The sequence below is a fragment of the Devosia enhydra genome (genome assembly GCF_900119845.1).
Taxonomy (GTDB): Bacteria; Pseudomonadota; Alphaproteobacteria; order Rhizobiales; family Devosiaceae; genus FPKU01.
In genome coordinates, this window is sequence record NZ_FPKU01000001.1 from 706,519 (window position 1) to 718,393 (window position 11,875).

Below are 11,875 nucleotides of genomic sequence, written 5' to 3' on the forward strand. Positions count from 1 at the left end.
CATGCGACCGGCGGTCGCCATCGTTTCGGCCTGAGGGAGATCCTGCAATGACGCGCAGCTACGATCTTGTGGTGATCGGGGCCGGTTCCGGAGGGGTGAGGGCGGCCCGGGTGGCGGCCAATCTGGGCGCCAGTGTCGCCATCATCGAGGATTACCGGGTCGGGGGCACCTGCGTCATCCGCGGATGCGTGCCCAAGAAGCTCTATGTCTATGCCAGCCGCTTCGCCGACATGTTCGAGATTGCCGGCTCCTTCGGCTGGACCGTCGAGGCCAGTTTTGACTGGGCGACCCTCGTGGCCAACAAGCAGCGCGAGATCGACAGGCTCGAAAAGGCCTATACCGCCGGGCTCGAGGGCTCGGGCGTCGAGATCATCCGCGATCGGGGCACCATCGCCGGCCCCAATTCTGTCCGCCTGCGCGACGCCGGCGAGACGCTCGAAGCCAAGACCATCCTCATCTCGACCGGCGGCCATCCCTCGAAGCCGGCCATTCCGGGCGCCGAGCTGGGCATCACCTCCAACGAGGCTTTCGACCTCAAGACCCTGCCGCATTCGATCCTCATTGAGGGCGGCGGCTATGTCGCGGTCGAATTCGCGACGATCTTTGCCGGCCTCGGCGTCAAGACCACGCTGGTCTATCGCGGCGAGCGCATCCTGCGCGGCTTCGATGACGATCTGCGCACCGGCATGGAAGCGGGCATGCAGATGCGCGGCATCCAGTTCATCTACGGCACCACAATCTGCGGCCTGTCGCAGGCCGGACAGGATGTTTCGGTCACCCTCAGCAATGATGTGGTGGCGCCCTATGGCGCCGTGATGTTTGCCACCGGGCGCGCGCCCAATATCCACGGGCTGGGCCTCGAGACCGCGGGCGTGGCGCTGACCGAGACCGGCGCCATCGCGGTCGACGCCTATTCGCGCACCAGCTGCCCATCGATCTATGCGGTTGGCGACGTGACCGGCCGGATCGCGCTGACCCCGGTGGCGATCCGCGAAGGCCAGGCCTTCGCCGAAACGGTGTTCAACAACACTCCCACCGCCGTCGACCACAGCCTTGTGGGCACCGCCGTCTTCGGCGAGCCCGAAGCGGCGGCCGTCGGCCTCACCGAGCATGATGCGGCGTGCGCGCACAAGGACATCGACGTCTACCTCGCCCGCTTCCGGCCGATGATCAACACGCTTTCCCAGCGTTCGGAGCGCATGGTGATGAAGCTCGTGACGCTGCCCGACGGAGGCAGGGTCATCGGCTGCCACATTCTGGGGCCGGGTGCCGCCGAGATCGTGCAGATGGCCGCCATACCCATGGCGATGAAGGCCGACAAGGCTGATTTCGACCGGGCCATCGCCATGCATCCCACCGCCGCCGAGGAGCTGGTGACGTTCAAGGCGCCGTCCTGCCGTTATCGCGGCGGCATCCGCCAATAGTTGCGGCCCCACCGGGGCCGAATGCGCTTGGCAGGGCAGGTGGCGCTTGCTAGAGGGCTCGGAACCCCGAAGGTGCCCCCGGAGAGCATGAGGATCATGAGCAACTGGACCCCGCAAAGCTGGCGCGACAAGCCGATTTCACAGGTTCCGGCCTATCCCGATCCCGAGGCCCTCGCGCAGGTCGAGCGTCGGCTGGCGACCTTCCCGCCGCTGGTGTTCGCCGGTGAGGCGCGCGATCTCAAGGCCCAACTGGCCGAGGTTGCGGCGGGCCGGGCCTTCCTGCTGCAGGGCGGCGATTGCGCCGAAAGCTTCGCCGAGCACGGGGCCGACCACATCCGCGACTTTTTCCGCGCCTTCCTGCAGATGGCGGTGGTGCTGACCCATGGGGCCAGCAAGCCGGTGGTGAAGGTGGGTCGCATCGCCGGCCAGTTCGCCAAGCCGCGCTCGGCCGATACCGAGACCGTCGACGGGGTGACGCTGCCCTCTTATCGCGGCGACATCATCAACGACATCGATTTTTCCGACAAGGGACGCACGCCCGATCCCGAGCGCCAGCTCGAGGCCTATCGGCAGTCCGCCGCGACCCTCAACCTTCTGCGCGCCTTCGCCTCGGGCGGCTATGCCGATCTGGCGCGCGTGCATGAATGGACGATGGGCTTCATGAAGGGCTCGGCGGCCTATCCGCGCTTCGAGGCGGTGGCCGAAAAGATCGACGACGCCATCGATTTCATGCGTGCCCTGGGCCTCACCTCGGACAACACGCCGGCGCTGCGCCAGACCAAGTTCTTCACGAGCCACGAAGCGCTGCTGCTTGGCTATGAGGAGGCGATGACACGGCGCGACTCGATCACCAACGACTGGTACGCCACGAGCGGCCACATGCTGTGGATCGGCGATCGCACCCGCCAGCCGGGGGGCGCCCATGTCGAGTATTTCGCCGGCATCCGCAATCCCATCGGCATCAAATGCGGCCCGACGCTCGATCCGGCCGAGTTGCCCGTGCTGCTCGACCGTCTCAACCCCGACAACGAAGCGGGCCGCATGACCCTGATCTGCCGCTTCGGCTCGGACAAGATCGCCGACCGCCTGCCGGCGCTGATCGATGTCGTCAAGGCGAGTGGGCACACCGTGGTGTGGTGCTGCGACCCCATGCACGGCAACACCGTCAAGGCCTCGTCGGGCTACAAGACGCGTCCGTTCGAACGCATCCTTTCGGAGGCGCAGAGCTTTTTCGACATCCACCGCCAGATGGGCACCTATGCCGGCGGCGTGCATATCGAGATGACCGGCGACGACGTGACCGAGTGCACCGGTGGCACGCAGGCGGTGACCGAAGCGGGCCTCAAGGACCGCTACCACACCTATTGCGATCCGCGTCTCAACGCCAATCAGGCGCTGGAGTTGGCGTTCCTCGTGGCCGAGGAGCTCTCCCGCGTCCCGGCATCTCGCCGAGCGCCGGTTACCACGATATAATAAAGTTAAAGGTGGGAAGCGTCGCTGGGTGTTAGCTAGGGCGCTTCGACCCCTGCCACGCAAATCAGGCAGCCGGTAAGCCGGCGCCCCACGGACGGTGAACGGTATGCCCAAGACCTTATTTCCCGGGGCATCGCCGGAACTGCGAGCACGGCTGGAGCGGGATCCCACCGTCCACCTGGCCAACAGCTTCGACTGGTCGCAGACTGAAATCGGGCCGATCACCGAATGGCCTGAAGCCCTGCGCGCGGCCGTCCGGCTGATGATGGCCACCGAAGTGCCGATGGTCATGCTGGCCGGCGCGCAATCGGGCACCCTCATCTACAACAGGGGCTACGCCGAGTTCGCTGGCGACCGTCACCCGGCGATCTTCGGCAAGCCGGTCGAGACGGCCTGGCCCGAGATCGCTGCGTTCAATCGCGAAAACATGCGGCGTGGCTTTGCCGGCGAAAGCTGGTACCTGGCTGACCAGGAGCTGGTGCTTGACCGGCACGGCCTTGCCGAATCCGCATGGATGAACCTCAATTACTCTCCAGTGCTCGACGAGAGCGGCACTCCGCTCGCCATCATGGTCGTCGTCATCGAGACCACTCAGCGGGTGCTGGCCAACCGGGCCCTCGCCGAAAGCCGGCAGAAGCTCGACCTGGCGCTGTCGGCTTCAGGGCTCGTGGGCACCTGGGACTGGGATGTGGTCAACGACCGGGTGACGGCCGACGAACGCTTCGCCAGCCTGTTCAGCGTCCCGGTCGAGGCGGCCAGCGCCGGCGTGCCGATCGACCAGTTCGTCAACGCCATCCATCCGCACGACCAGAAGCGTGTATCGGGCGAAATCGCGCAGGCGCTCGAGCGCGGCGGAGAGACGCGCATGGAATACCGTCTGGTGCGCCCCGATGGCTCGACGGCCTGGGTGGTCGCCTCCGGCACCGTCATCCACGACGACGAGGGCAGGGCGGTCCGCTTTCCGGGCGTCGTCGTCGATATCAGCGACCAGAAGGCCATCGCCAACGCCCTGGCCGAAAGCGAAGCCCGCTTCCGCACGCTCGCCGACACCATGCCGCAGATGGTCTGGTCCACCCAGCCCGACGGCTATCACGACTACTACAATGCCCGCTGGTACGAATTCACCGGCATCCCGCAGGGCACCACCGACGGATCGGGCTGGAACAACATGTTCCATCCCGACGATCAGGGGCGGGCCTGGCAGGTCTGGAAGCATTCGCTGGCGACCGGCGAGCCCTATCGCATCGAATATCGCCTGCGCCACCGCAGCGGCGAATATCGCTGGGTGCTGGGGCAGGCCCTGCCGATCCGCGACGAATATGGCCGCATCATGCGCTGGTTCGGCACCTGCACCGATATCCATGAGGGCAAGCTCATCGCCGAAGAGCGCGACATGGTCGCCCAGGAGCTGAGCCATCGCATCAAGAACATCTTTTCGGTGATCACCGGCATCGTCAGCCTCTCGGCCCGCACCCGTCCCGAGGCCAAGGAGTTCGCCGATCAGCTGCGCGCCCGAATCTTTGCGCTCGGTCGCGCGCATGATTTCGTGCGGCCCCATTCCAAGGCCTCGGCCGGCACCAGCGTTGCGGCCTCGTTGCGCTCGCTGATCACCGAGCTGCTCAGCCCCTACCAGCAGCAGGGCGGGCGCGAGCGGGTGATCTTCGAGGGCGAGGATGCGCCGATCGACGAGGGCGCGGCGACCCCGCTGGCTCTGCTCTTCCACGAGATGGCGACCAACGCGGCCAAATATGGTGCGCTCTCGACCGAGCAGGGCGTCATCCGCGTCACCTGCCGCATCGATGGCGAGGATTGCCACCTGACCTGGAAGGAAGAGGGCGGGCCCCCGACGCTGGCCGCGCCCACGGGGCAGGGCTTCGGGTCCAAACTGATCACGCTGAGCGTCGAAGGTCAGCTGCGCGGCTCGATGGAGCGCATCTGGGACGATGACGGCCTGCGCGTCGAATTGCGCCTGCCGCTGGCGTCGCTCAGCCGATCGGCGCGGCTGCAAACCCGGCAGAGCCCTGCCAGCGATCAAACAGCCTGAGCCGACGCGGCGGCCTTGCAGCCTCCGCCTTTTCACGCAGCGAAATCGCGAACGCCACGGCCTGCTCGAGCTCGGTGCCATCGGCCGGCTTGGGCAGCACCCCTATCGTGCCCGGCACGCCGTCGCCAAGCTGCGAGGGATTGGCGGTGATGAACAGCACCGTCACGCCACGATCGGCCAGCGTGCGACCCACATCGATACCGGTCGGTCCGTCGACGAGGTTCAGATCGACAAGCGCAATGTCGGCGTCGTCGGCAAGCGCAAGGGCCGTACGCCGGTCCGCCGCGATGCCGACTGGCTCATGGCCCATGTCCGCGATGATCGATTCGATTTCGGCGGCGACGAAAATCTCGTCTTCCACCACCAGAATTCTGCTCATGGCCATGTCCTTCACCGGTCTCTGTCCGGGTCGACTTCGGTGATTGCAACGCGCCAGCATGGTCGCGGTTGCCGCGCAAGCGGGTGTGCAATGCAGCCATTCAATAAAATACGATGCATGTTTAACAGACGCTGAAGGGAGGCTTTAACCAACACCCGTTTGCGACCTGACCGTCAGTTTAGCGGAACATTAACCCTAACAGGGCATAAAGACTGCAAGTTTGCACCGCGTTTTTCTGAGGTTTGCCATGTTGCGCACGGCCGTGAGTACCCTTGCCCTGATGATGGCGACTGTGCCGGCCATGGCTGCCGACTGGGACGAGTGGTCGGATGCCGACATGTCCTTCCGCGGCTCGCAATGGGTGGAGCCCAAGGACTGGACCGAACTGGGGGACGGCACCGACTCCCTCGGCTTCGAATTCGGCACGCGCTACTGGTATTCGCTCGGGGCGCATTCGAGCAGCGTGGGCGGGCTCGACAAGACCACCGAGGATGCGGCGCACTTCGTCGAAGGCCATCTGCGCATCGAGGATGCGCGGACCCGCACCTATGCCAAGGGCCTCGCCGGCTACGCCATGGCGGTGCGCGGCAGCTATGACACCGGGCTCCGGACGGGCGAAACCCTCGACGGGCAGATCGGCTATATCGGCGCCGATATGGGCTACATGGCCTTCGGCAGCACCGAGCCGACCGAAGGCTTCGGGCCCTTGCTGGGCTATCTCTACTGGAACGACTCGCCGCGTACGACGCGAGAGGGCTACACCACCAATACCGCCGTCACCGACTGGTCGCCCGACACTGGCCAATGGTCCCTGGGCTTTGATAGCCAGGACGACAACATGGACATCCATGCCCTTCGGCTCGGCGTCCAGACGCGCGCCAAACTGGGCGAGATGATCGATGTGACGGCCGAACTTGCCGCGGTGCCCTATGCCCATGTCAGCGGCACACTGGGGTCGCACAGCAGCAATTCGGGCCCGGCGTCCTATCCGGTGTGCAATGTCACCCCGCCGGATTCCTGCCCCACCTACAGCTTCCAGTCCTCTCCCACCACCTTTTCGGGCTGGGGTTATGGCGCCATGGGCGAGCTGATGGTCGGGCTCCATCCCACCGAAAACCTCACCTTCCGGCTGGGCGGCCGGGCCTGGTACCTGCAGGGCACCCATGACGCCACCTATACCCGCCTGTCGGTAACGCCGCCGCAATTGCAGGCCCAGGTGCCGGTCTATGCCGATGATGGGGTGACCATCGAAGGCTATCGCGATCCCGATCCGCTCTACGGTGCGCCAAGCTCGGGCACCGAGGATTTCATCCAAACCTCGAACCCCTTCTCGCTCATGCGCTACGGCCTGCTGGCCGAACTGACCTACCGGTTCTAATCGGCCGGCCCGTCCGAGCTTGCTTGCCCTGCCGGGGGCTAAGCGATAAGTCTGCCGCGTCTTTTCCAACCGGACGCGCGCCTTGACCAATCGGCTTCGCATCGCCCTCGCACAGCTCAATCCCAAGGTCGGCGCGCTCGCGGGCAACCTCGCCCTGGCGCGCGCCGCTTATGCCGAGGCCGTCGCCGCCGGCGCCGACATCGTCATGTTTTCCGAGCTGTTCCTCGCCGGCTATTTCCCGGAGGACCTGCTCTTCAAGCCGCGCTTCGTCAGCGATGCGATGGCGGCTGCTGAAGCCTTGGTGGCCGAAACGACAGCCGGCGGCCCGGTGCTGGTCCTGCCCACCATCTGGCGCGATGGCGAGGTGCTGCGCAACGCGGTGCTCGTCGCCGAGGGTGGGGCGATCACGGCGCTGCGCTGGAAGCGCGAGCTGCCCAATGACGATGTGTTCTACGAACAGCGGTATTTCGCGCCCGGCCCGCTGCCCGAGCCGGTGACGATCCGCGGCGTATCGATCGGCATCCCGATCTGCGAGGATATCTGGCACCCTGAAGTCTGCGGCCATCTCAAGGCTCTGGGTGCCGAGCTCATGCTGTGCCCCAACGGCTCGCCCTATTGGCGCAACAAGCAGCACGAGCGCATGAACCTCGTCCGCGCCCGCGTCGCCGAGGATGGCGTGCCCATGCTCTATCTTAACCAGGTCGGCGGGCAGGATGAGCTGGTCTTTGATGGCGCCTCCTTTGCCATCGAGCCGGGCAACCGGCTGGTACTGCAGGGCCGCTCCTTTGGAACGGACATGCTGATTTCCGACTGGGAGAGGCAGCCCGAGGGCTGGCGCTGCACGACCCCCGCGATCACGCCGCTGTCTAAGGTGGACGAGGCGCCGTGGCAGGCGGCGATGCTGGGCCTGCGCGACTATGTCGAAAAGAACGGCTTCAAGAGCGTCCTGCTCGGCCTCTCCGGCGGCATCGACAGCGCCGTGGTGGCTGCGCTCGCAGTCGATGCCCTGGGCGCCGAACGCGTCCATTCCATCATGCTGCCCTATCGCTACACCTCGCCCGAAAGCCTCAAGGACGCCGAGGATTGCGCCAAAAGGCTCGGCGTGCGCTACGACGTGCTGCCGATCGGCCCCCCGGTCGAGGCGGCCCTTGCCGAGCTTGCACCCGTCTTTTCCGATCGCCCCGCCGATCTCACCGAGGAGAACATCCAGTCCCGCATGCGCGGGGTCTATCTGATGGCGATCTCCAACAAGCTTGGCGGGCTGCTGCTGACCACCGGCAACAAGTCGGAGATGGCGGTGGGCTATGCCACGCTCTATGGCGACATGAATGGCGGCTTCAACCCCATCAAGGACATGCTGAAGATGGAGGTCTACCATCTTGCCGCCTGGCGCAATGCCCATCTCCCGCTGGGCGCCCTCGGACCCTCCGGCGAGGTCATCCCCCAGGCCATCATCGACAAGGCCCCGAGCGCCGAGCTGCGCCCCGACCAGACCGACCAGCAGAGCCTGCCGCCTTACCCCATTCTCGATGAAATCATCACCGGCCTCGTCGAGAACGAGCTGTCCGTCGCCGAAGTGGTCCGCAATGGCGAAGGCCGTTTCGATGGCGACCTCGTGCGGCGCATCGAGCGGATGATTTATCTCGCCGAATACAAGCGCCGGCAATCGGCGCCCGGCGTCAAGCTCAGCCGCAAGGCCTTCGGGCTGGGCCGGAAATATCCCATCACCAGCGGCTATCGCGACGGGAGCGGTTCATGAGCGTAGAGCAGGCCGTCATCGTCCGTTACGCACCATCCCCCACCGGCCGCCTGCATCTGGGCAATGCGCGCCCGGCGCTGCTCAACTGGCTTTTTGCGCTGCGCCACGGCGGCACCTATGTGCTGCGGCTCGACGATACCGATCACGCGCGGTCGACCGAGGCTTTTGCGCAAGGCATCATCGAGGATCTCGCCTGGCTCGGCATCACCCCGGCCCGCATCGAACGCCAGAGCGCGCGCAAGGCGATCCACGACGCGGCCCGCGACCGCCTGATCGCATCGGGGCGGCTCTATCGCTGCTACGAGACAGAGGACGAGCTCGACCGCAGGCGCGCCCGCGCCCGCACCATGGGCCGCCCGCCGATCTATGATCGCGCCGGCCTGAGGCTGACCGACGCCGACCACGAGCGCTATGCAGCCGAGGGTCGCAAGCCGCATTGGCGCTTCCGGCTCGACGGGCGGCCCGTCGCCTTCACCGACCTCATCAAGGGGCCGCAGACGGTCAATACCGCATCGATGTCCGATCCCGTGCTGGTGCGCGAGGATGGCAGCTATCTCTACACGCTGCCCTCGGTGGTCGACGATATCGAGATGGGCATCACCCATGTCATTCGCGGCGAGGATCACGTCTCCAATACCGGCACGCAGATCGAGATCTTCGAGGCGCTGGGCGGTCCGGTCCCGCTTTTCGCGCACCACAATCTGCTGACCGGCGCCGATGGCGAAGGCCTGTCCAAGCGGCTGGGGTCACTGTCGCTGGCCGATCTGCGCACCGAGGGCTATGAGCCGCTCGCCGTTGCGCTCGTCGCCGTCCTCACCGGCACCAGCCTGCCGGTCGCGCCGCAGCCGTCGCTCGCCGCTCTTGCCGAGATCTTCGATCTGGCGATGGTGTCGCACGGGCCGGCGCGTTTCGATCCGGCCGAACTCGACAGCCTCAATGCGCGGCTGCTGCACGAAACCGGCTTTGATGCGCTGCGCGACCGTCTCGCCGCCCATGGCGTCGCCAATGAACCAATGTGGCTGGCCCTGCGCGGCAATGTCGCGCGGCTGGGTGATGTGGCCGAACTCGCGCGGCTCGTCACCGGCCCCGTCACGCCCGTCATCGCCGACGAGGATCGCGCCTTCATGGCAGCGGCGCGCGAAGCCCTGCCTGAGGAGCCGTGGGATGATGGGGTGTGGGATCGCTGGATAGCCGCCGTCAAGTCCGCGACCGGCCGCAAGGGCAGGGGGCTCTTCATGCCCCTGCGCCTCGCGCTGACCGGCCGTGACGACGGCCCTGAACTCAGGTCCCTGCTGCCGCTGTTGGGGCGTAGGGCGTGTCTGGACCGACTATCCTGACGGTTTTTTCCCCGAACTGAACCAGACGCATCGGCTCGGCCGCATTGGCTGAGGCGATGGGCATGGCCGGCGGGTCCTCGCCCGGCGCATGCGGTCGGCGCCGCGGCAGCGGCACCGACACGAACTGGCTGGGATCGACCGCGGCCGCCTGGATCACGCCGCGCCCGCGCGGATCGCGCACCGGCAGGGGCACCATCCGGCCATCGACTTCGAGCGTCGATCGCGCCTGCCCGGTCTCGGTCAGCGCCGTCGTGATCGTGCCCGTGCCGTAGGTCTGCGGCTTGCAGCTGTTGGTGAGATCGACGGCGGTGCGGTACTTGAAGGCGTTGGGCAGGGCCGAATAGGGCTCCCCGAAGAGGTTGCGCATCTGCTCGGGCGTCTGGCCGGGATTGTCGTGCATGTAGAGCTCGACATCCACCCCTGGACATTGCTCGGCGCACATGGCGGCATCGTTGGAGGCATAATCGGCCAGCGTCGAATAGCTGATCGGCCAGTAATAGCCGTCGCTCTTGCGCACGCAGAGGGTGCGCACGGTGTGATAGCTGCCATAGCCGCGGAATTCCTCTCCGCGAATGCCGCCGCCGCCGTCAAAACCCTGGTCGGCGCCACCGCCGGTGAACCCGCCAAAGAGCTGCTCGAAGAACCCGCCACGATTGGCTTGGCGGTTCACCGTGGCCGAGGAGCCGGTATTGCAGCGGAAACGGGCGCTTTCCTGCAGAATGGCCTCGCGCTGCTGGGCCACGGCATCGCCGGTATCGACCTGTCGGCTCAGCGCCGCCACCTCGTCGCGCGCCGAAAGAATGCGCCGCGCCAGATCCTGGCACTGCCGGGGCAGGGGCTGCCCGCGGCGCGCCAGATCGTTGCAGCCAGTGCGCACATAGGTGCTTTCGGCCCGCTGCAGGTCAGTCGAGACGCTGCGCAATTGCTGCGAATTGTTCTGGCGCGACCGGAACTGTCCGTTCTGCTCGAGGCTGGCGAGCGATTGGGCGAGGCGCGCGCAATTGGCTGACTGCGCATAGGCGCCATGGGCATCGAGCCCGACGATCGCCGCCGCCATGAACATGAGGAGCATGGCGCGAAGAACGACGGCGGACGTTGTACGGAAGGTGGAAGAAGTCATGAAATCAGCGAGTCTCCTTGCGCATCGCCTAGCCCGACAATATGCCGAAACGGCGACGCCGCACAGTCATCGGTGGCCGCGCAATGCTGCGCGAAACGCCGCCCCCTCCCAAAGGTTCCGCCTCACGCCGAAATGATCGGCCGCGATGCCAACGTGAACAGCCGCCGATGTCGCTTCTCAGCGGCCAAGGTAGTCTCGCTGTGCCGGGCACGCGACCGCGAAATCGAGCATGCGACCGGCCGGAAAGCGATGGAGCCCCTGATGCGACTGAACCGCCTGAGCCTGGCCGCCGCCGTCACGATCATCGCCCTCGGCAACATGGTGCCGCTGCACGCGCAGGATGCGCTGCCCGCACCCGACCCCGCCATCGCCAGCATGTCGCCCGATGAACTCGTCACGACGCGCGAGAACAAGATGAAGGAGAATGGCGGCATACTGCGCAGCGCCGCGGGGCTCACCGGCGCCGCCGCTGAAGAGGCGGCCACCACGCTCTTGCAGAACTATGTCGATTTCATTCCCCTGTTCGATCAGCGGTCGCAGTCGGCCCTCACCAACAGCGCCCTGCCCATCGCCTGGGAGGACTGGGCCGGATTTTCCGCCCTCTTCGAGCAAAGCCAGCAGGCGGCGCTCGCGATGAAAACGGCAGCCGGGGCGGGCGATCAGGCGGGCTACGTCAAGGCTGTGGAGACGCTCGGCGGCCTCTGCGGCCAGTGCCACGGCAAATATCGCCTCTAGGCCGGTCCATCACCTGCGCACAACGCGCGATCCCTCATCGCTCATGGCCGGCGGCGTGTCCGTCGGCCATCGGGGAAAGGGCTTGCTTTTGCCCCTGAGGCAAAGCAAGGTGGTGGGATGAAAACCAATTCGTTGATCGGCATCTGCTGCTCGATTATTAGCCGCTGACCACAGTCGCGCGGCCTGGTTTTCTTCATCCCTGTCTTGAGCTGAAAGAACCCGAGCG

9 protein-coding genes are annotated in these 11,875 nt (G+C 66.1%); 7 read left to right on the forward strand and 2 right to left on the reverse strand.

Going from position 1 to position 11,875, the window contains the following annotated elements; translation table 11 throughout:
- Nucleotides 1–47 precede the first annotated feature (47 nt).
- The 3 genes from gorA to BT183_RS03515 all read left to right on the forward strand — a co-directional run bounded on the left by gorA (nucleotide 48) and on the right by BT183_RS03515 (nucleotide 4,941).
- Entirely contained in the window at nucleotides 48–1,424 is a 1,377-nt protein-coding gene (gene gorA, locus BT183_RS03505; protein WP_072339062.1) for a glutathione-disulfide reductase, read from the forward strand.
- Nucleotides 1,425–1,517: 93 nt separating this feature from the next.
- Nucleotides 1,518–2,897, forward strand: a complete 1,380-nt coding sequence (locus BT183_RS03510) for a class II 3-deoxy-7-phosphoheptulonate synthase (protein ID WP_143145726.1) — start codon at nucleotides 1,518–1,520, stop codon at nucleotides 2,895–2,897.
- 106 nt (nucleotides 2,898–3,003) lie between these two features.
- The gene (locus BT183_RS03515) at nucleotides 3,004–4,941 is read left to right on the forward strand and encodes a PAS domain-containing sensor histidine kinase (protein ID WP_072339066.1); all 1,938 of its coding nucleotides are present in this window, start codon (nucleotides 3,004–3,006) and stop codon (nucleotides 4,939–4,941) included.
- On the opposite strand, the gene BT183_RS03520 is transcribed toward BT183_RS03515, so the two are convergent.
- Entirely contained in the window at nucleotides 4,883–5,320 is a 438-nt protein-coding gene (locus tag BT183_RS03520; RefSeq protein WP_084603382.1) for a response regulator, read from the reverse strand. The two genes, BT183_RS03515 and BT183_RS03520, sit on opposite strands and share 59 nt — an antisense overlap.
- 247 nt (nucleotides 5,321–5,567) lie before the next feature.
- Here BT183_RS03520 and BT183_RS03525 point away from each other — a divergent pair, with 247 nt between their 5' ends.
- The 3 genes from BT183_RS03525 to gltX all read left to right on the forward strand — a co-directional run bounded on the left by BT183_RS03525 (nucleotide 5,568) and on the right by gltX (nucleotide 9,794).
- On the forward strand, nucleotides 5,568–6,698 hold the full coding sequence (locus BT183_RS03525; protein WP_072339070.1) for a hypothetical protein: 1,131 nt from the start codon (nucleotides 5,568–5,570) through the stop codon (nucleotides 6,696–6,698).
- Between the two features lie 82 nt (nucleotides 6,699–6,780).
- Nucleotides 6,781–8,457 carry an NAD+ synthase gene (locus BT183_RS03530; RefSeq protein WP_072339071.1) on the forward strand — a complete coding sequence of 559 codons (1,677 nt, stop codon included), beginning with the start codon at nucleotides 6,781–6,783 and terminating at the stop codon, nucleotides 8,455–8,457.
- Nucleotides 8,454–9,794 carry a glutamate--tRNA ligase gene (gene gltX / locus BT183_RS03535; RefSeq protein WP_072339073.1) on the forward strand — a complete coding sequence of 447 codons (1,341 nt, stop codon included), beginning with the start codon at nucleotides 8,454–8,456 and terminating at the stop codon, nucleotides 9,792–9,794. Before BT183_RS03530 ends, gltX begins: the two co-directional genes overlap by 4 nt.
- Here gltX and BT183_RS03540 read toward each other — a convergent pair.
- Complete coding sequence (locus tag BT183_RS03540) at nucleotides 9,739–10,914, reverse strand: DUF2865 domain-containing protein (RefSeq protein WP_084603222.1); 1,176 nt, start codon at nucleotides 10,912–10,914, stop codon at nucleotides 9,739–9,741. The genes gltX and BT183_RS03540 overlap by 56 nt on opposite strands.
- A 132-nt stretch (nucleotides 10,915–11,046) precedes the next feature.
- Between BT183_RS03540 and BT183_RS03545 the strand changes: the two genes are divergently transcribed.
- Complete coding sequence (locus BT183_RS03545; protein ID WP_072339077.1) at nucleotides 11,047–11,649, forward strand: cytochrome c; 603 nt, start codon at nucleotides 11,047–11,049, stop codon at nucleotides 11,647–11,649.
- Nucleotides 11,650–11,875: the final 226 nt, after the last annotated feature.

Bases quoted from the DNA above. Each gene is read 5' to 3' on its own strand.
- gorA (WP_072339062.1), top strand. From the start codon at position 48: ATGACGCGCAGCTACGATCTTGTGGTGATCGGGGCCGGTTCCGGAGGG.
- BT183_RS03515 (WP_072339066.1), top strand. From the start codon at position 3,004: ATGCCCAAGACCTTATTTCCCGGGGCATCGCCGGAACTGCGAGCACGG.
- BT183_RS03520 (WP_084603382.1), bottom strand. From the start codon at position 5,320: ATGAGCAGAATTCTGGTGGTGGAAGACGAGATTTTCGTCGCCGCCGAA.
- BT183_RS03525 (WP_072339070.1), top strand. From the start codon at position 5,568: ATGTTGCGCACGGCCGTGAGTACCCTTGCCCTGATGATGGCGACTGTG.
- gltX (WP_072339073.1), top strand. From the start codon at position 8,454: ATGAGCGTAGAGCAGGCCGTCATCGTCCGTTACGCACCATCCCCCACC.
- BT183_RS03540 (WP_084603222.1), bottom strand. From the start codon at position 10,914: ATGACTTCTTCCACCTTCCGTACAACGTCCGCCGTCGTTCTTCGCGCC.
- BT183_RS03545 (WP_072339077.1), top strand. From the start codon at position 11,047: ATGATCGGCCGCGATGCCAACGTGAACAGCCGCCGATGTCGCTTCTCA.